Origin of the sequence: Mesorhizobium sp. NZP2298 (genome assembly GCF_013170825.1) — a bacterium.
Classification (GTDB): Bacteria; Pseudomonadota; Alphaproteobacteria; order Rhizobiales; family Rhizobiaceae; genus Mesorhizobium.
Map to the genome: position 1 here is coordinate 4171924 of NZ_CP033365.1, position 23970 is coordinate 4195893.

General features: G+C 60.6%; 27 protein-coding genes, 1 tRNA gene and 1 pseudogene. 19 read left to right on the forward strand and 10 right to left on the reverse strand.

Annotated features, from left to right (window positions below; all coding sequences use genetic code 11):
• Window positions 1–75: 75 nt before the first annotated feature.
• The 10 genes from EB231_RS20145 to EB231_RS20190 all read left to right on the forward strand — a co-directional run bounded on the left by EB231_RS20145 (window position 76) and on the right by EB231_RS20190 (window position 10739).
• Window positions 76–843 carry a DeoR/GlpR family DNA-binding transcription regulator gene (locus tag EB231_RS20145; RefSeq protein WP_172350404.1) on the forward strand — a complete coding sequence of 256 codons (768 nt, stop codon included), beginning with the start codon at window positions 76–78 and terminating at the stop codon, window positions 841–843.
• 126 nt (window positions 844–969) lie between these two features.
• Entirely contained in the window at window positions 970–2496 is a 1527-nt protein-coding gene (glpD, locus tag EB231_RS20150) for a glycerol-3-phosphate dehydrogenase (RefSeq protein WP_172350405.1), read from the forward strand.
• Between the two features lie 41 nt (window positions 2497–2537).
• Complete coding sequence (locus EB231_RS20155; RefSeq protein WP_172350406.1) at window positions 2538–3617, forward strand: ABC transporter ATP-binding protein; 1080 nt, start codon at window positions 2538–2540, stop codon at window positions 3615–3617.
• A gap of 10 nt (window positions 3618–3627) precedes the next feature.
• Window positions 3628–4695: an ABC transporter ATP-binding protein gene (locus tag EB231_RS20160; RefSeq protein WP_172350407.1), complete on the forward strand. Its 1068-nt coding sequence runs from the start codon at window positions 3628–3630 to the stop codon at window positions 4693–4695.
• Window positions 4696–5562 carry a carbohydrate ABC transporter permease gene (locus tag EB231_RS20165; RefSeq protein WP_172350408.1) on the forward strand — a complete coding sequence of 289 codons (867 nt, stop codon included), beginning with the start codon at window positions 4696–4698 and terminating at the stop codon, window positions 5560–5562.
• Window position 5563: 1 nt separating this feature from the next.
• Window positions 5564–6484 carry a carbohydrate ABC transporter permease gene (locus tag EB231_RS20170; RefSeq protein ID WP_172350409.1) on the forward strand — a complete coding sequence of 307 codons (921 nt, stop codon included), beginning with the start codon at window positions 5564–5566 and terminating at the stop codon, window positions 6482–6484.
• A 67-nt stretch (window positions 6485–6551) separates the two neighbouring features.
• Window positions 6552–6839 (forward strand): DUF2160 domain-containing protein, encoded by a 288-nt coding sequence (locus tag EB231_RS20175; RefSeq protein ID WP_056576880.1) that lies wholly within the window; start codon window positions 6552–6554, stop codon window positions 6837–6839.
• Window positions 6840–6918: 79 nt separating this feature from the next.
• Window positions 6919–8643, forward strand: coding sequence for an ABC transporter substrate-binding protein (locus EB231_RS20180; RefSeq protein ID WP_172350410.1), 1725 nt, complete (start codon window positions 6919–6921; stop codon window positions 8641–8643).
• Window positions 8644–8735: 92 nt separating this feature from the next.
• Complete coding sequence (gene glpK, locus EB231_RS20185) at window positions 8736–10229, forward strand: glycerol kinase GlpK (protein WP_172350411.1); 1494 nt, start codon at window positions 8736–8738, stop codon at window positions 10227–10229.
• Window positions 10230–10262: 33 nt separating this feature from the next.
• Complete coding sequence (locus EB231_RS20190) at window positions 10263–10739, forward strand: DUF6882 domain-containing protein (RefSeq protein WP_172350412.1); 477 nt, start codon at window positions 10263–10265, stop codon at window positions 10737–10739.
• Between the two features lie 113 nt (window positions 10740–10852).
• On the opposite strand, the gene EB231_RS20195 is transcribed toward EB231_RS20190, so the two are convergent.
• Window positions 10853–11341, reverse strand: a complete 489-nt coding sequence (locus tag EB231_RS20195) for a BA14K family protein (RefSeq protein WP_172350413.1) — start codon at window positions 11339–11341, stop codon at window positions 10853–10855.
• A 301-nt stretch (window positions 11342–11642) separates the two neighbouring features.
• Between EB231_RS20195 and EB231_RS20200 the strand changes: the two genes are divergently transcribed.
• The 5 genes from EB231_RS20200 (at window position 11643) to EB231_RS20220 (ending at window position 15380) form a co-directional block, all read left to right on the forward strand.
• A tRNA-Lys gene (locus tag EB231_RS20200) sits at window positions 11643–11718 on the forward strand.
• A gap of 170 nt (window positions 11719–11888) precedes the next feature.
• Window positions 11889–12104 carry a helix-turn-helix domain-containing protein gene (locus EB231_RS20205; protein WP_172350414.1) on the forward strand — a complete coding sequence of 72 codons (216 nt, stop codon included), beginning with the start codon at window positions 11889–11891 and terminating at the stop codon, window positions 12102–12104.
• 34 nt (window positions 12105–12138) lie between these two features.
• Window positions 12139–12309, forward strand: coding sequence for a hypothetical protein (locus EB231_RS20210; protein WP_172350415.1), 171 nt, complete (start codon window positions 12139–12141; stop codon window positions 12307–12309).
• 599 nt (window positions 12310–12908) lie between these two features.
• Window positions 12909–14510: an MBL fold metallo-hydrolase gene (locus tag EB231_RS20215; RefSeq protein ID WP_172350416.1), complete on the forward strand. Its 1602-nt coding sequence runs from the start codon at window positions 12909–12911 to the stop codon at window positions 14508–14510.
• A gap of 207 nt (window positions 14511–14717) precedes the next feature.
• Window positions 14718–15380: a nitroreductase family protein gene (locus tag EB231_RS20220; protein WP_172350417.1), complete on the forward strand. Its 663-nt coding sequence runs from the start codon at window positions 14718–14720 to the stop codon at window positions 15378–15380.
• Window positions 15381–15457: 77 nt separating this feature from the next.
• Here EB231_RS20220 and EB231_RS20225 read toward each other — a convergent pair.
• From EB231_RS20225 to EB231_RS20240, 4 genes and pseudogenes are all read right to left on the reverse strand, one after another.
• Window positions 15458–15692: pseudogene (locus EB231_RS20225) on the reverse strand (ornithine carbamoyltransferase); the annotation flags it as partial.
• A gap of 208 nt (window positions 15693–15900) precedes the next feature.
• The gene (locus EB231_RS20230; RefSeq protein WP_172350418.1) at window positions 15901–16440 is read right to left on the reverse strand and encodes an Hsp20/alpha crystallin family protein; all 540 of its coding nucleotides are present in this window, start codon (window positions 16438–16440) and stop codon (window positions 15901–15903) included.
• 374 nt (window positions 16441–16814) lie between these two features.
• Window positions 16815–17258, reverse strand: coding sequence for a DUF3775 domain-containing protein (locus EB231_RS20235; RefSeq protein ID WP_172350419.1), 444 nt, complete (start codon window positions 17256–17258; stop codon window positions 16815–16817).
• A complete protein-coding gene (locus EB231_RS20240) occupies window positions 17258–18169 on the reverse strand; it encodes a DNA-binding protein (RefSeq protein ID WP_206681848.1) in 912 nt (303 codons plus the stop codon). Before EB231_RS20240 ends, EB231_RS20235 begins: the two co-directional genes overlap by 1 nt.
• Before the next feature lie 206 nt (window positions 18170–18375).
• On the opposite strand from EB231_RS20240, the gene EB231_RS20245 reads away from it, so the two are divergent.
• Window positions 18376–19653, forward strand: a complete 1278-nt coding sequence (locus EB231_RS20245; protein WP_172350420.1) for an NRAMP family divalent metal transporter — start codon at window positions 18376–18378, stop codon at window positions 19651–19653.
• Between the two features lie 319 nt (window positions 19654–19972).
• On the opposite strand, the gene EB231_RS20255 is transcribed toward EB231_RS20245, so the two are convergent.
• Together EB231_RS20255 and EB231_RS20260 are read right to left on the reverse strand one after the other, a co-directional pair.
• On the reverse strand, window positions 19973–20680 hold the full coding sequence (locus tag EB231_RS20255; protein ID WP_172350421.1) for a CBS domain-containing protein: 708 nt from the start codon (window positions 20678–20680) through the stop codon (window positions 19973–19975).
• A gap of 111 nt (window positions 20681–20791) precedes the next feature.
• Complete coding sequence (locus EB231_RS20260; RefSeq protein ID WP_172350422.1) at window positions 20792–21028, reverse strand: hypothetical protein; 237 nt, start codon at window positions 21026–21028, stop codon at window positions 20792–20794.
• A 14-nt stretch (window positions 21029–21042) separates the two neighbouring features.
• Here EB231_RS20260 and EB231_RS20265 point away from each other — a divergent pair, with 14 nt between their 5' ends.
• From EB231_RS20265 to EB231_RS20275, 3 genes are all read left to right on the forward strand, one after another.
• The gene (locus tag EB231_RS20265) at window positions 21043–21561 is read left to right on the forward strand and encodes a pyridoxamine 5'-phosphate oxidase family protein (RefSeq protein ID WP_172350423.1); all 519 of its coding nucleotides are present in this window, start codon (window positions 21043–21045) and stop codon (window positions 21559–21561) included.
• A 131-nt stretch (window positions 21562–21692) separates the two neighbouring features.
• The gene (locus EB231_RS20270; protein ID WP_172350424.1) at window positions 21693–22340 is read left to right on the forward strand and encodes a BON domain-containing protein; all 648 of its coding nucleotides are present in this window, start codon (window positions 21693–21695) and stop codon (window positions 22338–22340) included.
• Between the two features lie 200 nt (window positions 22341–22540).
• Window positions 22541–22945, forward strand: a complete 405-nt coding sequence (locus tag EB231_RS20275) for a baeRF12 domain-containing protein (protein ID WP_172350425.1) — start codon at window positions 22541–22543, stop codon at window positions 22943–22945.
• A gap of 113 nt (window positions 22946–23058) precedes the next feature.
• Here EB231_RS20275 and EB231_RS20280 read toward each other — a convergent pair whose 3' ends face one another.
• From EB231_RS20280 to EB231_RS20290, 3 genes are all read right to left on the reverse strand, one after another.
• On the reverse strand, window positions 23059–23274 hold the full coding sequence (locus EB231_RS20280; protein WP_172350426.1) for a hypothetical protein: 216 nt from the start codon (window positions 23272–23274) through the stop codon (window positions 23059–23061).
• 87 nt (window positions 23275–23361) lie between these two features.
• Window positions 23362–23628, reverse strand: a complete 267-nt coding sequence (locus tag EB231_RS20285) for a ChaB family protein (RefSeq protein ID WP_340163185.1) — start codon at window positions 23626–23628, stop codon at window positions 23362–23364.
• Between the two features lie 22 nt (window positions 23629–23650).
• Entirely contained in the window at window positions 23651–23968 is a 318-nt protein-coding gene (locus EB231_RS20290) for a universal stress protein (RefSeq protein ID WP_246740686.1), read from the reverse strand.
• Window positions 23969–23970: the final 2 nt, after the last annotated feature.

Genomic DNA, 23970 nt, shown 5'->3' on the forward strand with positions numbered 1-23970 from the left:
TGTTAGCCGGCTTATACCTTTTCATGGCTTTCGCTTTCGTCTATAGACAAGAAAAACGAAAACGGGAGCTTGCCTATGTATCTGTCTCCGCGCCATGCCGAGATCATCCAGATGGCCAAGGACCATGGCCGTGTGCTGGTCGATGACCTGGCCACTCATTTCAATGTGACGCCGCAGACCATTCGCAAGGATCTCAACGATCTCTGCGACCAGCGACTGCTTTCGCGTATCCATGGAGGCGCACTGTTCCCTTCCGGGATCGAGAACATGGAGTATGAGGCGAGGCGCAAGATCGCGGCGGATGAGAAGGAAGCGATCGGCCGCGCAGCGGCAAGGCTGATTCCCGACAATGCCTCGCTGTTCATCAACATCGGAACCACGACGGAGGCGGTCAGCAAGGCGTTGCTCGATCACAGCGGCCTCATGGTCATTACCAATAACATCAATGTTGCCAACAGGATGCGCATATATCCTTCGATCGAGGTGGTGATCGCCGGCGGGGTCGTGCGCGGCTCGGACGGCGGCGTCGTCGGCGAAGCCGCGGTCGATTTCATCCGGCAGTTCAAGGTCGACTACGCCGTCATCGGTGCTTCGGCCATCGACCATGACGGCGCCTTGCTCGATTTCGACTTTCGCGAGGTGAAGGTGGCGCAGGCGATCATTGCCAATGCCAGGCACGTCATCCTGGTCTCCGACCAGACCAAGTTCGAGCGCACGGCGCCGGTGCGTATCGGCCACCTGTCGCAGGTCAACACCTTCATCACCGACCGTTGCGACATCGCGTCGGTGCGCAAGATCTGCCAGGAGGCCGAAGTTCAACTGATCGAGACGTCGCTCGGCTGAGACTGGTCACGGCCGTCTCACGGCGTTTTGATATTTCGTTTGACATTCGTTATTAGTTCGAAATAATTCCGCCACGGTTTCGCAAAAGACCAAAAATGGTGCAATGCGAAATCGTGGAGGAATTAAGTGGACACAACTTCAGTCCGGGACATTTTCGTAATCGGCGGCGGCATCAATGGCTGCGGTATTGCCCGGGATGCCGTTGGGCGCGGGTTTTCGGTTTTTCTGGCCGAGATGAACGACCTCGCCTCCGGAACCTCCTCCGGTTCGACCAAGCTGATCCATGGCGGCCTGCGTTACCTCGAATTCTACGAATTCCGCCTGGTGCGCGAGGCGCTGATGGAGCGTGAGGTTCTGTGGAGGAACGCGCCGCACATCATCTGGCCGATGCGCTTCGTGCTGCCTTATGCCAAGGGCCTGCGTCCCGCCTGGCTGATCCGGCTCGGCCTGTTCCTTTACGACCACATAGGCGGCCGCAAACTGCTGCCGGCGACCAGGACGCTCGACATGGCGAGCGACCCGGCGGGCAAGCCTTTGAAGCCGCTGTTCAAAAAGGCCTTCGAATATTCCGACGGCTGGGTGAATGATGCGCGCCTGGTGGCGCTCAACGCACGCGATGCCGCCGATCGTGGCGCGACGATTCGAACCCGGACGAAGGTTGTCGGCGCGCACCGCGAAGACGGCCTTTGGACGATCAAGATCGAGAATCTACAGAACGGCGAGACCGAGGAGGTCAAGGCCCGGCTGCTGGTTAATGCCGCCGGACCATGGGTCGATCACGTGCTTTCCGGCGTCGTCGGCTTGAACGATGTGCACAATGTCCGTCTCGTGCAGGGCAGCCATATCGTCATCGCCAAGAAATTCGACGATCCGCGCGCCTATTTCTTCCAGAACAAGGATGGCCGCATCATCTTCGCCATTCCCTACGAGGAAGAGTTCACGCTGATCGGCACCACCGACCGGGATTATCCCGGCGATCCGCACGACGTGAAGATCAGCGATACCGAGATCGATTATCTCTGCGCCGCGGCCAGCGAGTATTTCGCGCAACCCGTCAAGCGCTCGGACATTGTCTGGACCTATTCAGCGGTGCGTCCGCTCTATGATGACGGCGCCTCCAAGGCGCAGGAAGCAACGCGCGACTACGTGCTGAGGGCCGATGGCGGCGAGGGCGACGCGCCGATCGTCAATGCCTTTGGCGGCAAGATCACCACCTACCGCCGGCTGTCGGAATCGATGCTGGAGAAGATCGAGGGTTTCCTAGGCAAGCGCGGCAAGCCGTGGACGTCGGACGCGCCGCTGCCGGGCGGCGATTTCCCGGCCACCGGTTTCGATGCGCAGGTGGCCAAGCTGAAGGCTGCCTATCCGTTCCTCGATGCGCGCCTCGCCCGGCGGCTGACGCGGCTCTACGGGACGCGCGCTCAGGTTCTGCTCGGACTTGCCAAGTCAAATGCCGAACTCGGCCGCAATTTCGGCGGCGACCTCTACGAGGCCGAGGTTCGCTATCTCGTTGAAAACGAATGGGCCGTCACAGCAGAGGATGTGCTGTGGCGCCGGACCAAGCGCGGCCTGCATCTCGCCCGCGAGCAGGTCGCAGCCCTCGATGAATTCATGCGCGGCATAAGCCGCCGGCATGTCGCGGCCGCCGAATGAGGAGATTTTGAGCTGATGCAGAAAGCCTGGGAGGAGGCGTCATGCTTGAACTGAGGAACGTCACCAAGACAGTCGGTGCGGTGGAGCACATACACGATGTGTCGCTGACCCTTCAGCACGGCTCGCTCAACGTCCTGCTTGGGCCTACGCTTTCCGGAAAGACCAGCCTGATGCGGCTGATGGCCGGCCTCGATGCGCCGACCTCCGGTTCAGTCTGGTTCGATGGCCATGATGTCACCGGCATACCGGTGCAGAAGCGCAAGATCGCCATGGTCTACCAGCAGTTCATCAATTATCCGGCGATGACGGTCTATGAGAACATCGCCTCGCCTCTGAGGGTGGCCGGCGTCGAGCAGGGCAAGATCGATAGCCAGGTGCGCGAGGCCGCCGCACTCCTCGAGCTGACGCCCTATCTCGACCGCACACCACTCAACCTGTCGGGCGGCCAGCAGCAGCGCACAGCGCTGGCGCGCGCCATCGTCAAGAATGCCAGCCTGGTGCTGCTCGACGAACCACTCGCCAATCTCGACTACAAGCTGCGCGAGGAGTTGCGGGCCGAACTGCCGAGGATCTTTGCCGCCGCCGGCACCATCTTCGTCTATGCCACAACGGAGCCGCACGAGGCGCTGCTGCTCGGCGGCAACACGGCAACGCTGTCGGAGGGCCGTATCACCCAGTTCGGGCCGACCATCGACGTCTTCCGCAGGCCGGTCGACCTGGTGACGGCCAGGACCTTCGCCGATCCGCCGCTCAACACCATCGTGCTGGCCAAGAAGGGCGCCGACTTCCTGCTCGAAGGCGGGGTGAAGCTGCCGGTGCCGCCCGAACTCGTCGGCATTGCCGACGGCAACTACACGATCGGCTTCCAGCCCCACCATCTTTCTCTCGAACGGCCCAATGCCTCGGCGGTGCCGGTGCGGGCAAAGGTCACCATCACCGAGATCACCGGGTCCGAGAGTTTCATCCATCTCGATTTCGCCGATGTGCGCTGGGTCATGCTGACCCACGGCATCCGCGATTTCGAGACCGACGCGGTGGTCGAGGTGTTCATCGATCCGCGTCACATCATGGTCTTCGACGAGCACGGCCGTGCCGTGACCGCGCCGAAGCTGGCGGCTTGAGGAGGGCGATATGGCACGCATCGACGTCAACCATGTCAGGCATTCCTACCTGCCGAACCCGCGGAAGGATGCCGATTTCGCGCTGCGGGAAGTGCACCACACTTTCGAGGATGGCGGCGCCTATGCGCTGCTCGGCCCGTCCGGCTGCGGCAAGACCACGCTGCTCAACATCATTTCGGGGCTGCTTCATCCCTCGCATGGCCAGTTGCTGTTCAACGGCAGGGACGTGACCAATCTGTCGACGCAGGAGCGCAACATCGCGCAGGTGTTCCAGTTCCCGGTCATCTACGACACCATGACCGTCTATGACAATCTGGCCTTCCCGCTGCGCAATCGTGGCGTGCCGGAGGCCGATGTCGACCGCAAGGTGCGCGAGACGCTGGAGATGATCGACCTGGCGTCGTGGGCGAAGAAGAAGGCGAGGGGCCTGACCGCCGACCAGAAGCAGAAGATCTCGCTCGGCCGCGGGCTGGTGCGCTCCGATGTCAACGCCATCCTGTTCGACGAGCCGCTGACCGTCATCGACCCGCACATGAAGTGGGTGCTGCGCTCGCAATTGAAGCAACTGCATCGCCGCTTCGGCTACACCATGGTCTACGTCACCCATGACCAGACCGAGGCGCTGACCTTCGCCGACCAGGTCGTGGTCATGTATGATGGCGGTATCGTCCAGATCGGCACGCCGGCGGAACTCTTCGAGCGGCCGCGCCACACTTTTGTTGGCTATTTCATCGGCTCGCCCGGCATGAACGTCATGCCGGTGGCGATCGACGGCAAGACCGCGACGCTCGGCTCCCAGCGGATCGAATTGCCGGGCGCACCCAAAGCGGCCGGCGGTGCCGTGGAACTCGGCATCCGTCCCGAATATGTGCGTCTCGGCCGCGAAGGCATGGCTGTTTCAATCAGCAAGGTCGAGGATCTGGGCCGCCACAAGGTGGTGCGCGCCAAACTGGAGGGGCGCGACATCGCCGCCGTCATCGGCGAGGACGAGGCCGTTCCGGCCGAACCGAAGGTGCGGTTCGAGCCTGCGGGCATCAACATCTATGCCGATTCCTGGCGTGTCGAGATGGGGGCATAGATGGACAAGACCTGGAACAACAAGGCCTGGTTCCTGGTGCTGCCGGTGCTGGTGCTGGTGGCGTTCTCCGCCGTCATCCCGCTGATGACCGTCGTCAATTATTCGGTGCAGGACACGTTCGGCAACAACGTCTTCTTCTGGGCCGGCACCGAGTGGTTCGAGGAACTGCTCCATTCCAGCCGCTTCTGGGAGGCGATGAGCCGCAACCTCATCTTCTCCTTCATCATCCTCGCCATCCAAGTGCCGCTCGGCATCTTCATCGCGCTCAACATGCCGAAGAAGGGCTGGGGAGTGCCGGTTTGCCTGGTGCTGATGGCGCTGCCGCTGCTGATCCCGTGGAATGTCGTCGGCACCATCTGGCAGGTGTTCGGGCGCAACGACATCGGCCTGCTCGGCTACTACGTCAACGCGCTCGGCATCGACTACAATTACGTGCAGGATCCATTCGATGCCTGGGTGACGATCATCATCATGGATGTCTGGCACTGGACGAGCCTCGTCGTGCTGCTCTGCTATGCCGGTCTGGTCTCGATCCCGGATGCCTTCTACCAGGCAGCCAAGATCGACGGCGCCTCGCGCTGGGCGGTGTTCCGTTACATCCAGTTGCCGAAGATGCAGCGGGTGCTTTTGATCGCCGTGCTGCTGCGCTTCATGGACAGTTTCATGATCTACACCGAGCCTTTCGTCGTCACCGGCGGCGGGCCGGGCAACTCGACGACGTTCCTGTCGATCGACCTCGTCAAGACGGCGCTCGGCCAGTTCGACCTCGGTCCGGCTGCCGCCATGTCGCTGGTCTACTTCCTCATCATCCTGTTGTTGTCATGGGTGTTCTACACCGTGATGACCAACTACGACGCGGAGCGCTGAGATGGCCGGCGCCAATGAACGAACCGAGCGCAACGCGATGAACGGGGCCGCCGCCGCGGAAGGTCTGGCCAGTTCGCTGTCGCAGAGCGAACTCGACAGGCGCATGCGCCGTCGCGGCGAGGAATCGCGCTGGTGGTGGATCGTGCCGACGCTCTACATCTTCGTGCTGCTGATGCCGATCTACTGGCTCATCAACATGAGCTTCAAGACCAATGCGGAGATCGTCAACTCGCTGACGCTCTATCCGCATGCCCCGACCATCGCCAACTACGTCACGATCTTCACGCAGAAGGCCTGGTATTCCGGCTATATCAACTCGATCACCTATGTCGTCATGAACATGGTGATTTCGGTGTCAGTGGCCTTGCCGGCGGCCTACGCCTTCTCGCGCTATCGCTTCCTTGGCGACAAGCATCTGTTCTTCTGGCTCCTGACCAACCGCATGGCGCCGCCGGCGGTGTTCGCCCTGCCATTCTTCCAGCTCTATTCCGCCTTCGGTCTGATCGACACGCATATCGCGGTGGCGCTCGCGCACTGCCTGTTCAACGTGCCGCTGGCGGTGTGGATCCTTGAAGGCTTCATGTCCGGGGTGCCGAAGGAAATCGACGAGACCGCCTATATTGACGGCTATTCCTTCCCGCGCTTCTTCATCAAGATCTTCATGCCGCTGATCGCCAGCGGCATCGGTGTCGCCTGCTTCTTCTGCTTCATGTTCTCGTGGGTCGAACTGCTGATCGCCCGCACGCTGACCACGACCGACGCCAAGCCGATCGCGGCGACCATGACCCGCACAGTGTCGGCATCGGGCATGGACTGGGGGCTGCTGGCCGCCGCCGGCGTGCTGACGCTGATCCCTGGCGCGCTCGTGATCTGGTTTGTGCGCAACTACATCGCCAAGGGCTTCGCCCTGGGGAGGGTGTGATGAAACGAACGCAAGAGTCCGTTCGCAACACCATCGCCAAGGGATTCGCCCTGGGGAGGGGCCGTCCATGAATCTCGACTTCTCCTGGATGGCTTGGACCTGGCCGACGGCCGCCTTCTTCATCGTCATCGCGCTGCTGCTGGTCGGCATGGGGGTCTGGGAATATGCGTCGCCCGGCGGCAATCCGCGTGTCGGCGTGCTGCGCTTCGAGACGACGCGCGGCGATCGCCTCTTCGTTTCGCTGCTTGGCAGCGCCTTTATCCATCTCGCTTGGCTGGGTCTGATTGGGCCCAGCCTGTGGTGGGCTCTCGCTCTCTCCGTGGTCTACGCCATCGGCGTGTTCCGCTACGTATAGAGGGGGAAACTGTTGGAGCGGCCGCGTGCTGGCGACCGCCCCAGATCGCACTTGAACCTTGAAAAGTGGAGGAAACACAATGCGACGGCAATTCCTAACATCAACGACTGCCCTTGTGCTATTGCTCGGCGTGGGCAACGCCTATGCGGGCATGGATGAGGCAAAAGCCTTTCTGGACAAGGAGATAGGCGACCTTTCATCTCTATCACGCGCCGATCAAGAAAAAGAGATGCAGTGGTTTGTCGACGCCGCCAAGCCGTTTGCCGGCATGGAAATCAAGGTCGTGTCGGAAACGCTGACGACGCACCAGTACGAGTCGCAGGTGCTGGCTCCAGCCTTTGCCGCCATCACCGGCATCAAGGTCACGCATGACGTCATTCAGGAGGGCGACGTCGTCGAGAAGATCCAGACCCAGATGCAGACCGGCCAGAACCTCTATGACGGCTGGGTCAACGACTCCGACCTGATCGGCACCCATTGGCGCTATCAGCAGGTGCGCAACCTGACCGACTGGATGGCCAATGAAGGCAAGGATGTCACCAATCCCGGCCTCGACCTTAAGGATTTCATCGGCTCCTCCTTCACCACCGCGCCGGACAAGAAGCTCTACCAGCTTCCCGACCAGCAGTTCGCCAACCTCTACTGGTTCCGTTACGACTGGTTCAACGACGAGAAGAACAAGGCCGATTTCAAGGCCAAGTACGGCTATGACCTCGGCGTTCCGGTCAACTGGTCGGCCTATGAGGACATCGCCGAATTCTTCACCGGCCGCGATGTCGGCGGCAAGAAGGTCTATGGTCACATGGACTACGGCAAGAAGGATCCCTCGCTCGGCTGGCGCTTCACCGACGCCTGGCTGTCGATGGCCGGCAACGGCGACAAGGGCATCCCGAACGGCCTGCCGGTCGACGAATGGGGCATCAAGGTCAACGAGAAATCGCAGCCGGTCGGCTCCTGCACGGCGCGCGGCGGCGACACCAATGGCCCGGCGGCGGTCTATTCGATCCAGAAATACCTCGACTGGCTGAAGGCCTACGCGCCGCAGGAAGCGCAAGGCATGACCTTCTCCGAATCGGGTCCGGTGCCGGCGCAGGGCAACATCGCCCAGCAGATCTTCTGGTACACCGCCTTCACCGCCGACATGGTCAAGCCCGGCCTGCCGGTCATGAACGACGACGGTACGCCGAAGTGGCGCATGGCGCCGTCGCCGCATGGCGTCTACTGGAAGGACGGTATGAAGCTTGGCTACCAGGACGTCGGTTCGTGGACGCTGATGAAGTCGACGCCTGAGGACCGGGCGAAGGCGGCCTGGCTCTACGCTCAGTTCGTGACCTCGAAGACCGTGGACGTGAAGAAGAGCCATGTCGGCCTCACCTTCATCCGCGACTCCACCATCCATGACAAGAGCTTCACCGAACGTGCGCCGAAGCTCGGCGGCTTGATCGAGTTCTACCGCTCGCCGGCCCGCGTACAATGGTCGCCGACCGGCACCAACGTGCCGGACTATCCGAAGCTGGCACAGCTGTGGTGGCAGGCGATCGGTGACGCTTCTTCTGGTGCCAAGTCGGCCCAGGAGGCGATGGACTCGCTCTGCGCCGAGCAGGAAAAGGTCATGGGCCGCATCGAGAAGTCCGGCGTCCAGGGTGACATCGGGCCGAAGCTCGCCGAGGAACATGATCTCGCCTACTGGAACGCCGACGCGGTCAAGGCCGGCAATCTCGCTCCTCAGCTCAAGATCGAGAACGAGAAGGAAAAGCCGCAGACCATCAACTATGACGAACTGGTCAAGAGCTGGCAGAAGTAGGACTGTCTATGCGGGCGTTCGCGCCCGTGTGAAATTGGGGGAGGCGGCGCGTTGCCGTCTCCCTTCTTTGTGTCAAGGCGGAGGACGCTGGAATGAATGGTTTTGTGCTGGCAATCGACCAGGGAACGACGTCGACCCGTGCGATCCTGTTCGATGGCCAGATGAAAGTCGTAGGCAGCGGACAGAAGGAATTCACCCAGCACTATCCTGCCTCCGGCTGGGTCGAGCATGACCCGGAGGAGATCTGGGCGAGTGTCGTGACAACCGTGAAGGCCGCGCTGAAGGCTGCCGGCCGCGAGGCATCCGACGTTGCCGCTATCGGTATCACCAACCAGCGCGAGACCGTCGTCATCTGGGACAAGGCGACGGGCAAGCCGATCCACAATGCCATCGTCTGGCAGGACCGCCGCACCGCGCCGCTGTGCCAGAAGCTGAAAAAGCAAGGATTGGAAAAGAAATTCACGCGCAAGACCGGGCTGCTGCTCGATCCCTATTTCTCGGGCACCAAGATCGCCTGGATGCTCGACAAGGTGAAGGGCGCCAGGAAACGCGCCGAGAAGGGCGAATTGCTGGCCGGCACCATCGACAGTTTTCTGATCTGGCGGCTGACCGGCGGCAAGATCCACGCCACAGACGCCACCAACGCCTCGCGCACGCTAGTCTACAACATCGCGGAAAACGCCTGGGACGATGAGTTGCTGGCCATTCTCAACATCCCGGCAAAAATGCTGCCGGAGGTCAAGGATTGCGCCGATGACTATGGAGCGACCGAGAAAAATCTGTTTGGCGCCGAGATAAAAATCCTCGGTGTTGCCGGCGACCAGCATGCCGCGACCATCGGCCAGGCTTGCTTCGAGCCCGGCATGATGAAATCCACCTATGGCACCGGCTGTTTTGCGCTGCTCAACACCGGCAGCGATCTGGTGCGTTCGAAGAACCGGCTTTTGACCACCATTGCCTATCGATTGAACGGCAAGACCACATACGCGCTGGAGGGTTCGATCTTCATTGCCGGGGCGGCCGTGCAATGGCTGCGCGACGGCATCAAGGTGATCGGCAAGGCCGAGCATAGCGGGCAACTGGCCGCCGAGGCCGACCCGACGCAGAATGTCTACCTGGTGCCGGCCTTTGTCGGACTGGGCGCGCCGCACTGGGACGCCGACGCGCGCGGCGCCATTTTCGGACTGACCCGCAATTCCGGCCCGGCGGAATTTGCGCGGGCCGCACTCGAATCCGTCGCCTACCAGACCCGCGACCTGCTCGACGCCATGCGCAAGGACTGGAAGGGGACTTCCGCCAAAACGGTTCTCAGGGTCGACGGCGGCATGGTTGCATCCGACTGGACCATGCAGCGCCTGGCCGACATACTCGACGCGCCGGTCGACCGCCCGACCATCCTCGAGACGACCGCGCTGGGTGCGGCCTGGCTCGCCGGCTCGAAAGCAGGGGTCTGGCCGAAGGCGAAGGAGTTCACGAAAAGCTGGGCACTGGAGCGGCGTTTCAAGCCGGAGATGGAGAACTCCATGCGGTCCGCGAAGCTGGCGGGCTGGCGCGATGCTGTGCGCAGGACGCTGAGCGTGCCATAACGCTCACCACGGAACGAGCTGAAGGTGGGGGGCATGCAGCCAGACTGGTATCCTGCTTGGCGGGACGAGGCTTTTGAACAGCTACGCGACAAGAATGCCCGTTTGGAGAAGGAGTTCCGCCTCGGTCACTGGCCGCGCTATGACTACGACCTGACGACCGGCAGGCTTCTGTTCTCGGACCAGGGTGTCGTAAAAGTCGTCACCGAGATTCAGATTGCAGGCTCGACAAGCGCCAAAGCTGGTAACTGGCTTTGGGCCTGGTCGAATTCTAACCTGCCCGACGACCTTCTCGGCGATGCCAAGCGGGTTCGTTCCTTCGGTGAGAAGAACGATATCGCCGAACTTGAGCAGGCCTATGTGACCGACACGAAAGATGATCTGGAAGCGCTCGGCTGGGAACTGACAGCAGCGATGGTGCGTGTCTGCGAAGCACTCGGTGCTTACCGCTCTCCGCGCGGGGAAGGGGGCGGTCTTTATCTGATCCTCAAAAGCGCAGGCTGGGCCAGCTGACAGGAACTTCATTCCGCCGATCGGGATGGTGTAATTCCAACCGAAAAGGCCCGCGCCATTTCCGACGCGGGCCTTCCATTCAGAGTTTCCAGCTACTGATATACGCGCTTGGATCAGTAAGGCGAACGGCATTCCCTCCGCGGGCCGTAATTTGGCTGGAAGGTGTTGTCCGAGGAACGGTAGCTCCGGTAGTGGTCGTAACACCACTGCACATGGGAATTGCCTTCGTAGACGCGGTGGTTCTCGCTGTTGACGATCGCACCCGTGATCAGCGCGCCAGTCGCGAAAGCTGCGAGCGGGAACCAATAGTCGCCGTGGCGGCGATAGCCGCGATGGTATTCGCGATAACCGCGATGGCCATTCCAATATCCGCCGCCATCGTTGTTTCGAGCAAAGTTGCGATGGCCGTTGAAATGACGATTGCCGGAATTGCGGTTAAAGTGACGGTTGTTCATCCACGGCTTGTAATCGACCGTCTGCACATCGCTCGAAGCCGATGCCGCCTGCGGCACAAACATCTGCGCTGCATTGGCAGGCACAGCTGCGGCGGCAAACGAAGCCGAAAGTGTGGTCGCCAGTATACCCGTTACGATCTTATTCATGGTCTTCTCCTTCGAAAGGGTGATTGACGTCCCTTGTGGTGAGACAACGGGTGATGTGGGCGAAGGTTCCTCGTCAAATCCCAAGTTGCTGATTTGTAATGTTTCTCCGGGCTGTACCCGGTGACGACGGGAGGTTGCGCCTCTGCTTCGCCAGGAGCGTGCCACTCGTAACCGAAGCGGGCAGGAAGGCACGGCGGCGATGCTTGAGAAGTCTGGCCCGTGGACCTCTTTTTCCGGTTGACCGGTCGAGGCACTCTCCCTATGTTCCGCGCAATTTCGAGGGCGGCCTTCAAGCCCGCGGGAGCGCGTAGCTCAGCCGGTAGAGCAACTGACTTTTAATCAGTAGGTCATGGGTTCGAATCCCATCGCGCTCACCAAAAATAGCCAAGAATATCAAATGATTTAGCGGAAAGCCGGCCGGCGGCGGGCGGATCATTTGGCCTTGGGGGAAAGCGTGGGGGAAAGCCGGCCCCTTTTCCCCCGATTCCTTCTCCCCGGCTTTTTCCCCAAGCCTTTCCCCCGTCGCCGGATCGTGAGAGTTTCTCCTATGCCCGATCCATTCGCCGCCCTCATTGCCGGCCTCGAACGCGCCGGCCTGAGTCGCCCCGAGATCGCCCGGCAGGCGAATGTTTCCCCGACGACGATCTGGAGAATGGCGAACGGCGTGAACAACGATCATATGGCCGGGCCGGCTTCGCGCATCGCGCGGCTGCATGAGCGAGTCGTCGGTTGCGATGCAACGAAGAAGGGCGTGGAGAGTTGAATACTACCGCATGCCTCTTGAGAGGAGCGCGATTATGGCCGGTAGATACGACCACTACATTCAACTTGAAAACATCAAAAATTTCTCATCAAAACTGGAAACAGAAGCCGATCCGGCAAAGCGGAATATGCTTGTAAAGCTTTTAGCCGAGGAAACCGCTAAATTGCAGGGCAGGCGAAAAATCCGCGACAACAAGCCTGCATGAGCACATTGTGCCGAGGGAGACAGTGCCCGGAAGGCTCCACGGGGAAAGGGCGATAGAGCAGATGGTACGGATTCGTACGGACTGACCCTCACACAATTTTTTGTTGCGGGATTTTCTGGGTCATTTTATTTTATCAGACGTCATCCCGTCTTGAGGGCACAGGGATGATGAAAGAGGACAGCGCTTTCGCCTGAGTGGAGGTGTCAAATGCCGTTCCAAAACACAGCCGATCCCGACCAGCTATCCATCCTAACCAGAGCGCTTGACGAGCATTGCCAGACCACGGGCATCCCGCTCGACAGTCCAGAGCGCGAGAACCTAGCATCTCGCGTCATGGCGCTATTCAGTACCGGCAAGACGACTTTGGACGAGTTGAAATCTGCGTTGTCGAGCACCGACCGATAGTCGCCTTACAGCGCGCGATTGGCGCTGACCGCTGTAGCGGGTCGGCGATACGGCCCATGCGCGCTGGCGGGGCTGGCAGGCGGCAATCCCTGGCGTTTTCGCCCGGACGGCGCTATAGTCGTTGCCACGAAGATTGGCACGGTACGGCATGGCTCGGATGATATAGTGGGCCTGTCGCACTAGGTCGTGGCGAGATGAGAAGCGACACGGATCCTATCCTGCGTTTCCACGGCGCAGCCCGTGGCGTCACCGGTTCATGCTATGAGATCGAAACGGCGCACTGGCGGATCCTCGTCGACTGTGGCCTGTTCCAGGGGTCGAAGTCCGAGCGGGAATTGAACTACGGGGCATTCCCGTTTCCACCTGAAGCGATTGACGCGGTCATTCTGACGCACGCGCATATCGATCACAGCGGCCTGTTGCCGAAACTGGTCAAGCAGGGCTTTTCTGGTCCCATCCTCACGACCCTCGCCACCATCGACCTCTGCTCGGTCATGCTGCCGGATTCGGCGCATATCCAGGAAACGGAGGTCGAGCACCTGAACCGTCGCAACGCGCAGCGTGGGCGCCCGCTCGTTGAACCGATCTACAGCCAGCAAGATGCCGCCGCCTGCATGACCATGTTTCGGGCTTTGGAATATGGCGAATGGACTACGGTCGCCGAAGGCCTTCGCGCTCGGTTCTGGAACGCTGGCCATATGCTTGGTTCGGCATCCGTCGAGCTTGAGATCGATCGACACGAGGCGCCGCTGCGCATCATATTTTCGGGCGACATCGGGCCAGGCCACAAGCTGCTTCAAACCGATCCCGAGGGGCCCGCCGGCGTCGACTATCTGATCTGCGAGTCGACCTATGGCGACCGCGACCGGCCGGACGTTTCGCCCGAACAGCGGCGCTCCTTGCTCGGCGACATCGTGCGTGGCGCCGCCGAGGCCGTCGGCCCGCTCATCATTCCGTCCTTCGCTGTCGAAAGGACGCAAGAATTGCTGGTCGATCTGTATTTGCTCATGCAAGCGGGGAAGGTGCCGACAGCTCCGGTCTTCGTTGACTCGCCGCTGGCAACACGTGCCAGTGCGATTTTTGAGCGCCATGCCGATGAGATCGAACAGGGTGACGTGCTACGCCAGGCGCTCAAGTCCAAGGAGCTACGTTTTACCGAGACGGTGGAACAGAGCAAGGCGATCAACCGCCTGACCGGCTTCTTCGTGGTGATCGCTGCCAGCGGCATGTGCGACGCGGGGCGCATCCGCCATCATCTGAAGGCCAATCTCTGGCGCCGGAACGCCACGGTGATGATCGCCGGGTACCAAGCCCAGGGTTCGCTTGGCAGGATCCTGCTCGACGGGGCTCGGCGCGTGCGCATCCAGGGCGAAGAGGTGGAGGTCAAGGCGCATATAAGTCTATTCGACCTGTATTCCGGCCATGCCGACGCCGGCGAGCTGGTCGCCTGGGTCCAGGCTCGACTTCCGGTCAAGCAGGTGGCTTTCCTGACCCACGGCGAGGAAACGGGGCTCAGCGCTCTCAGCAAGCGGCTGCGAGGGTTGATCCCGGAAGGCAGGATCGTCATGCCGAGCCTGGATGACGCCTTCCGATTGACACCCGGCGGCAGTGTGCCGGTGGCACTCAACGAACCGCGCCGTCTGAGACCGGAAAAGGTCGCTCGCCTCGATTGGCACAACGACCTTTCCAAGCTTCTCCTGGATATAAATGAGGCGGTGAGCGCCGCGGCAGATGAGCGGGGTCGCGCAGCGGTTATCAGGCGCGTGCGCAGGGCGCTCGAAGAAAAGGGGGCATAAAGGTCGAAGACAGGCGAATTGATTCAGGGCAATGCGGCCCGCGAAAACCGATGCAAGAAGAGGTTAGACGGACAGCATATCGATGGCGGTCTGGTCCGCGAGTTGATCGGAGTTGCGATGTTGGCCCCGAGCGCTGCTGCGGCCTTGGGCGTTCATCTCGGCGAGTAATTTGTCTTCAGCCAAGAATCGGATCGCCGGAGAGGAAGAATGACCATGGCAGGCATATCGAGACGTGTTTTTCTGTCAATTGCATCCATGGTTGCAGCTTTCTCCAACCGGACTGCACTAGCCGACACGTCTTCCAGCTTGCCGGACGCTGCCAAGAATGGAGGGATGTCATTGCTCGAGGCGCTTTCGCTCAGGCAATCGACACGGCTCTTCGCCGACAAACCCATTGATGACGAGACCCTTTCGACATTGCTTTGGTGCGCCTTCGGCATCAACAGGCCGAACAGCGGCGGCCATACGGCGCCTTCATGGCATGGCGCCATGGAGACCGACATCTATGTCGCCGACGAACGGGGCGTGCGCAAATTCGACCCGGCCGGACAGGCTGCCGTGACCATTCTTTCGCGCGACATTCGGCGCTTGGCAAGCAAGGAGACTTTTGTTGAAACCGCGCCTGCAGTCCTGATCTACTGCGCCGATAGGGGGCGCTTGCATGTTGCGAACGAAGATCAGGCAAGTGCGTTTGCCCATGTCGACGCGGGCATCGTGGCGCAAAACGTCTATCTCTACTGCGCATCGGCCGGTCTGGGTACGTGCCTGGTGGGCGGGGTGGACAAGCCGACGCTTGGCAAGGTGCTTGGCCTGTCGCAGACGCAGTTCGTGACCTTCGTGCAACCTGTAGGATATCCGAGCTCAGGCTGATGGAGCTCTACACTCCATCAGCCATCGATTGTGCTCACGACATCTTGCCCGATTTTGACGAACCCGGTTCTGAGCCGCATCCGGCCGAGCACGCGAGCTGTGTCCTTCATGGATTCCTTGGTGACCGATATGGCTGCCCGTGGGGCCGAAATAGGTGACATGAGCGCCCTGGTCATGAGCCGCTACCTCGAACCCCGTCCGCGTGCGCGTGGAATCCTTCTCGAAGATCAGCGCGATGTTGTTCCTGACAAGACGAGGGATCTCGTGTCCGGCGGGCTTGGCCGCCTTGAGATCGGCCGCCAGCTTGAGAAGAAGCGAAAGCCAAGCTCGCGATCAGTCCCTCGCGCCGGCAAACCAGGAAGTGTCGTCAAACAATTGCATTGATATGGTGCGGCAAAGCGATCCGGGGTCGAAATAGTTTCGCTATCCGGACTAGGCACCCAACCAAACGCAGCTTGGCATATCGTCCTTTGAAGAAGGTCTCAGCGCGCCGGATAGACGCGCCGAGACAAGCGGGTCACTACGCAGCCTTGACCGTGATCTTCTTCTCGGCCTTCTGGGCTTCGGCGGTCTTGGGCAGTTTCACCGTCAACACGCCCTTGGCGAAGCTTGCATCGATCTTGTCGGCGTCGACGCCTTCAGGCAGTTGGAACGAACGCTGGAAGGAGCCGTAGCGGCGCTCGGACAGATAGTAGTCCTTGTCCTTCTCTTCCTTTTCGTCCCTCTTCTCGCCCTTGATCGTCAGCGTGTGGTTGGAGAGCTTGATCTCGACATTTTTCTCGTCGATGCCGGGCAGCTCGGCCGTGATCTCGTACTCCTTGTCCTTCTCGACCAGATCCATGGCGGGCGCGACTGGCCAACCCGCATTCCGCAGGGACGGCAGTTCACGGCCGAATAGGGACCGTGTCGAAGGCATGCGGAAGTCGAATGGGTGAAAGTCGTCGAATAGCCGGTCGATTTCGCGACGCAGGCTTTCGAACGGTGCTGTCCAGTTGTCGGACCGGGCAGGGGCAGTGCTCTTCTCAGTCTTGACTGGGAGTTTGGTGGCAGCTTCAGCCATGGTTTTTCTCCTTTGGTGAGTTGATCGGCAGGTATCGCCGCCTCCACTCTTCCACCTTTAGGTCTCCCAAGAGGTGCTAGAGCTGGAGGTCAGCGGACCTGCTTGCCAAGTGTCGTCGTCGAACTGGCCCATTGCTTCGCGAATCCGCGGTTTTGCTGCGGTCCATCGCGCCCGCGTCGCCAAATCTGGCTCGGCCTGGCAAGAACAGCATCAAAGCCGTTGCAAGGGGAGGCCTCATTGATCGACATCAATGGCGACTGAAAATGTTTCCCGCTGGAATCGTGGTGGAGATGAGCGATCACTGAGCTACAGCGCAATCAAATCATTACCGAGCCGGACGTCTTCCGTTAGCAAAGTGCACGGCGCGGTGATGACTAAAAGTGCTCGCGCTCAAATTCGAGGCAGGAGTAGCCGAGTGTGGACAGTCCATCGGCAAGATAGTCCGCGAGCAGCGGTGTCCCACAGAGATAGTCGGCCGTGTGCTCATTGTGCGCGTCCGTCGCCTGCTGGCGGACACTTTGCCATTCGTCGGCGGATTGATCATCGCGACCCAGCCACATCAGGGCGACCAGGTCGATCTGAGCGTCGAGCGAAAGGTCGGAAATCAGGGACTGCAGTTCTTCGAGGACGGGGTCGTCGGCATGATCCTCCAGGATCGCCGCGGATCGGTCGTCGGATGGATTGGAGGCGGGGTTGGATTCGGTGACCGGATCCTTGGCATCGAATTCACGCGCCTTCATGATGATGAAGCATACGGTTTCGAGGGGAACTTCGAGTTCCGTTTCACCATTGCCAATACTGCTCGCCGCTTTTTCCATCATACTGTTTCCTTCAGTTGCTGTTCACTTTCGCGTCCCCGCACGACGCGTCTGCCGATCATCGGACCATGTGTTTCGGTGACGACCGTACAGCGCCCTTCCGGTTGGCCGTCGACCTGGAAATAGATCACGACCCAGTCGCGCGTCTTCGCCAGTTCGTGCGCCAGCCTGGTGTTCGAGAAAAACGCGGTGAAATGCCAGTCGTCATGTCGCGCATGCAACACCGGCAGCCAGGCCTCGCCTTTCGGATTGAAGCGCTTTGGCGCAATCTTGCGAAGCGCCCCGGCCGCCGCCTTTTCGCGATACATGCGATCAACATCGAGCAGCATCGACACTGGCGGCAAGGGTTGAGATTGATGGGTCGTTCTCAGCCGAGCCCTGCCGAGCCGCTCGGCGAGGGCTGCCCCCAGCATCTCCTTGCGCCTGTGACCGATGCCCTTGACGTGAAGCGCGCCGCTATGGAGCGCATTCTCGAGGTCTTCGAGGGTCTCGAGTTGTCCGTCCTCGGCGAGGCGGTGCGCGTATCGTGGTCCGATTCCGGGGATTGACCGAAACAACGCCTCCGGCTCCATTTCGCCGCGCAGCCGTTCCAACTGGGACCAGCGTCCCGTTGCAACCATCTCGGCAATCGCGCCAGCCAGGCCTGTTCCGATTGCCGGGAGGGCGACGAGGCCATCGCGTCCTTCCCTTGCCAGGATCTCGCCCACCGGCCGTTCCAGCCTGGAAACGACATCTGCGGCCCTTCTGTAGGCCCGTGCACGGAAACCGTCGGCGCCTTGGCTGTCGAGGAGATCGGCAAAATCGCGGAATTTTGCTGCCACCCCGATGTTCTCGAGGAGCGGCTTGGTCGCCAATGGCGTCATTGGCTTGACGCCAAGGCTGGGCCTGGCGGTCTGAAGCGGCTCGGGCATGACCTTCCTCGGTGCTGGAGTTCAAAAGGTTGATTAGCCCTCCTAGGCCATTCGACGCCTCGTATTCTTGACCCGCATCAATCCGTCGGACTTCGAAACCGGATAGAAAATATGCGTGCTTCTTCGCGCTCGAAGGTTCGGAACAGCTCGGCGTGGCAATAGTGAGCTCGGTTCGCGTGACGAGAAAAGTGAGGGGAAATCATTCGATGGAACCGTCGGAGGCATCGGCTGCCGCGTTTAGCAAACGCTACAACTTCTTCGGAAGCTTGGGCCCAGGCCTGATCACGGGGGCGGCTGATGATGATCCAAGCGGTATTGCCACCTATAGTCAGGTGGGCGCCCAATTCGGCTACTCTCTCGCATGGACCATGCTCTTCAGCTATCCGCTGATGGCTGTAACTCAAGGGATCAGTGCCGGGATCGGCGCGGTAACCGGCCAAGGTATCGCGCGCAATCTGCGTCGACACTACTCGCCCTGGCTGCTGCGTTTCGCCGTTCTTCTGCTGCTTGTCGCCAACGTCATCAACATCGGCGCCGACCTCGGCGCCATGGGAGCGGCGCTTGAATTGCTCATAGGTGGCCCGCAATATTTGTATGCGGTGTTGTTCGCGCTGACGTGCATCTTCCTGGAAATCTTCGTGAGCTACCGCCGCTACGTCACGGTGCTTAAATGGCTGACCCTGTCCCTGCTTGCCTATGTCGCGGTGGTGCTGTCGGTTCATGTGCCGTGGGGCACGGCGCTCTATGGCACGCTGGTTCCGCAGATCGCCTTCGACGGCGATCACGCCATGGCGCTGGTTGCCGTTCTTGGCACGACAATCAGTCCTTACCTCTTCTTTTGGCAAGCCGGGGAGGAGGTCGAGGAGCAGCACCGGCAACATCGTCAACGGCTGGGCGCCAACTCGCACGCTGCCGGGCCGGAGCTGTCGCGCATCCGGGGCGACACACTGTTCGGAATGGGCTTCTCCAACCTGGTGGCCATTGTCATCATCATCGCCACCGCGGCAACGCTCCATGCCAACGGGATCACGCAGATCCAAACCTCATCGCAGGCGGCCGAAGCACTCAGGCCTGTCGCCGGGGAGTTTGCGTTCGCCATTTTCGCTGCCGGCATTATCGGCACGGGCATGCTTGCCATCCCCGTGCTTGCCGGCTCGGCCGCCTATGCAGTCGCGGAGATGTTTCGTTGGTCGGAAGGCCTCGATCGGCGCCCGCAAGATGCCAAGGCCTTCTACGGCACGATTGCGGTGGCGACGCTGGGTGGGGTAACTCTGACTTTTGTCGGCATGGATCCCATAAGAGCGCTCTATTGGAGTGCTGTGGTGAACGGAGTTCTGGCCGCTCCACTGATGGCGATCATGATGATGATCGCCATGAACCCTCGGATCATGGGCCATCTCACCTTGCCGCGCTGGATGGCTCTCGGCGGCGCGCTCGCCACGGCGGTGATGGCCCTGGCTTCAATTGGCTTTTTCGTGCTGTGACAGACGGAAGGGTCCTGCCGTCGACGGCTTGGATGATGCGGGCGCAACGGCCGGTGAGATCGTGATTGTGGGTGATGATAAAAGATCTTCCCACGCTCTGTGTTGAAGCGCCGCATCAAGTCGAAGACAGCATCGGCCGAGGCCGTGTCGAGATTGCAGGTCGGTTCATCGGCGAGCACCAGCAACGGTTTCATCGCCAAGGCGCGGGCAATGGCCACGCGTTGCTGCTGCAAGCGCCTGTGACCTCGTGCCAGATCAATTCTGGCTCTCGGCTTGCCGGCTTCCGATCGCGCGGCCAAGCTCAGTTGGCAGTACTGCCTTAAGCTGGCGGGTCGACCACGATGCCGGACAGAGGCTCGACCCAGTACAGATGATCGGTCACGGATTTCACGCCGGCAACATTTTCTGCCGCGACAAGCGCGGCCTGACGCTCGCGCTCGTCAAGGATCGCGCCGTTCAGCTCGGCAATCCCTTTGTCGACCCTGACATGGATCATGTCTGTTCCAGCCCATGGCTGCGCCGCAAGCTCCGCAACGATCTTCTGACGAATCTGTTCGTCGGTTGCCACCGTCGAGTCGCCCTTTGGAAGAGAGCGAAGCAATGCGCGCAGAAGATCGGAACGTGTGACGATGCCGATAACTTTTCCGCCCTCGACCACCGGAATGCGTTTGACCTGGTGGCGCGTCATGAGTTCGACGACGTCCTCCAATGCGCTTTCAGGGGATGTCGTGACGACTTGTTCGGACATTACCTCGTCGACCCGACGGCCGTTGGCATGGACATACTCCTCGGCGACACGTCCTGGGCTGACGAGAAACTCCAGCCAGCGTGAGCGCTTGCGTTTCGTGCCCAGCTCGCTGCGGCGCAGAAAATCGCCTTCACTGACAATCCCGACCAGCACGCCATCGCTGCGGATGACGGGAAGGCCGCTGATCTTGCGCGAGAGCATCAATCCGGCCGCGTCGGCGATCGATGCGGACGGTTCGACGCCAATGACGGGGGAAGTCATTATCGATGAGGCTTGCACGTTCGTCTCCTTCGAAATCTAGACTTGTTCGGCTTGCCGCCGAGGGATCGCGACAGCATGGAATAGCTGACCTCATCCTATTCCCTGGGCAGGCGGGCGCTTTGACCGGCGTCAAGGCAGGATCCCGACCGAGGTTGCAGTTTTCAAATCCAATCCTGCAAAATCTGGTTCGAGCGTCGAACGATGGGCAATGAGCATAAATTCAACATCGGCTACGTCGTGGCCGCCCTCCTGCTGCTCGAGAAGGAAACGCTGACGCCTGACGACTTCGCGCCGTTGCGGCGAACCGCCGAGTTGGTGCGGCGGCGTGAAGGCGACGCAGGCCGAGATGCTGGCCCATTTGAACAAACGAGGAGAGTGTCATGAAACACAAGCTTCAGCAGAAGATGATCGACATCCTGGCGCGTTGCATGGACATGACGATAGCAACGACCCGCTCCGATGGCTCGCCACAGGCGACGGTCGTCTCGTTCGCCCATGATGGTCTGCTGCTTTATTTCGGCTGCGGAGCCAGCTCGCAAAAGGCCATGAATATCTCTCGCGATCCGCGCGTTTCGGTGGCCCTGACCGCACCCTATGAGAACTGGCTGGAGATCAAGGGGTTGTCGATGGCGGCGACCGCGACGGAGGTCGCCTTGCCTTCCGAACTCACGGAAATCGGACGCATGATGGTGCAGCGCTTCCCGCAGATTTCGGCTGTCCAGCCCAGTGAGTCCGTACCTGTGAAGCTGTTCAGAGTACGGCCCACGATCGTCTCTGTGCTCGACTATTCCCTGGGTTTTGGTCACACCGACCTCGTCAAAGTCGAGGCCGATGACATCGCCGAGACCCTGGACAGCATGCGACACCATTGGCTCGTGGGCACTCCCGCCAGCTCTTGACGATCGCGTCGATCGACCAAGCAGCTGACTATCCGACGCGGCATTGAGCCGGATCAATGAGCAAGGGCGCAAAAGATGCTTTTTGTTGACGCTGCGGGCGAGAAGTCCGCTCAACAAACAGGAGACAGACCATGACGGATTTAACGTTGCGTCAGAACATTCTCGATGAATTGGAATTCGAGCCGAGCATCGACGCTGCACACATCGGCGTCGCCGTGGAAGATGGCATCGTCACCCTTACCGGACATGTTTCTTCCTACTGGGAAAAGACCACCGCCGAAAATGTGGTCAAGCGGGTCAAGGGCGTGAAGGGTCTCGCCGAGGAAATCGAAGTCCGGCTGATTGGCCAGAAGGGGACCGCGGACGACGAGATCGCCAAACGTGCGGTCAATGCGGTCACCTGGAACGTCTCCATCCCGAGGGACAAGGTGCAGGTCAAGGTCCAGGACGGCTGGATCACGCTGACCGGGAAAGTTGAATGGCAGTACCAGAAGAACGCGGCGGCCGAGGCGGTGCGCGGGCTGGCCGGCGTTGTCGGTATTGCCAATCAGATCGAAGTCACCCCTCGTGCCTCGGTGCCCGACGTCAAGAAGCGCATCGAGGACGCGCTGAAACGTGATGCGGAAATCGAAGCCCAGGCGATCCGCGTCATCGTTCTGGATGGCAAGGTTACCCTTGAAGGCAAGGTCAAGGCTTGGTCCGAGCGCCAGGCAGCCGAGCGTGCCGCCTGGTCGTCGCCGGGCGTCCGGGCGGTGGACGATCGGATTTCCATAATCTGATGAGGCCGACAAGGCCGGCGCGGCGGCTTCCATGAGTTGCCGCCACGCCGATGCAGCGCGCGGTGCGTATTCGGTTAAGAGAAGCACGCTCGGAGGAAGAGGGCGCGCTCTTCCAGTTCACGAGGCGACGAAGATCGTTGCCAAGGATGGCGAGGCAGTGCGTTGGACCTCGATCAAGACCGTGTCAAAGGAGAAACAAAATGATTCTGGCTAATGGCACTATCATCGCGGTCACCGACGGCGAGAACCTGCGTCTCTTCCGCAACAAGAGCCCCGAACCCCGGATCGACCTGGTGGAATTGCCCGAACCGATGCTGCATTCGGCTAACACGGGCTCGGGCGGACGGCATCGCAGTTCCGCGGCCAATCCCGATGATTCCCGCCTGCGGGAAGACGACTTTGCCGCCACCGTGGCAGCCTATCTCAATCGCGAAGCGCTGGCGGAAGCGTTCCAGCATGTGGTGGTGATCGCCGATCCGCGCACGCTGGGCGAACTGCGCAAGCACTTTCAGCCTTCGCTGAAAGCAAAGCTGGTGGGCGAGCTGGCCAAGGATCTCGCGAAACATCCCGCCGGGGCGATCGAGAACACGTTGGCGGCGGCTTGAGCCCCGCCCAGATCATCGACCAAACCCTGCCGATCTCGACTATCGTCGAGAACCTTTTAGCATGGCGACTTTGGGCGGATTGGATGCTCAGTTCAATTTGAACGCATCCCGGTTTAGAGGAGTGAGAAGCTCGAGCCAAGGAAGACGAGAAACTGACCGGTGATCAGGGGAATTTTCAACATGGGCCCATTCTCGCCGCTGTCCTGGATCGGCGATCCCGCGACGTAAGGGTGCACCTTCAGGATGTTTTTCCAGATCGTTGGAAAATCCGCTCCCTTGTTCTTTTCAGCGTTGCACGCATTGAGAAGCCCCGCGACGATGTGAGTCATTGAACCCGTATTAATTAAGCGCCTGTTTTGAAATCATATGAATGAACACGACACGGATGGTTTTGATTTCGATCAAACTGCGCGGGCTCAAATGAGCACCCAGCCTTTGCCTTGCTTTCGATAAAGGCGCTTCACGGCAGCCCAAGCGACGCGGTAGGCAGTCTCTTCACGCCTTTCGCCTTGGTCGGCATATTCGTCCCAGGCGCTGTTGAAAGCAGCGCGAAAGATCTCCCTCGCATGCAGGGGCAGGTGCGCCCTGACAGACGGTGGAAGATCCTTCTCGGTCGCATAGGGCATTGCCATTCTCACTGCAGCCAAGCCAACGCCCATGGCTGGGATGTGGCCGATGAACATCGGACGTGGCCGTCGCGGACGATCAGCTTGACATGAAGCGGCAGAGCCGGCTGTCGTCGAGCAGCGGGCGGGTAACGCCGCCGAATACCCATTCCCTGATCCGACTGTGCCCGTAGGCGCCTGACACGACCAGGTCTGCGTTGGCGGAGCTCAGGAAGTCGACCAGCTCGTCGCTCTCGTCATCGGCCTTCAGCACTTCGGTGCGCGCCGTGATGCCATGCGTTGCCATGAAGGTCGCGACATCGTTGATGCCGGCCCCGGTCCTGTCGCTGGGCTCTGAGTCGACCGTGACCACGATCGCCTCGTTTGCCATCGCCATCAGCGGCACGGTGTCGGTCACCG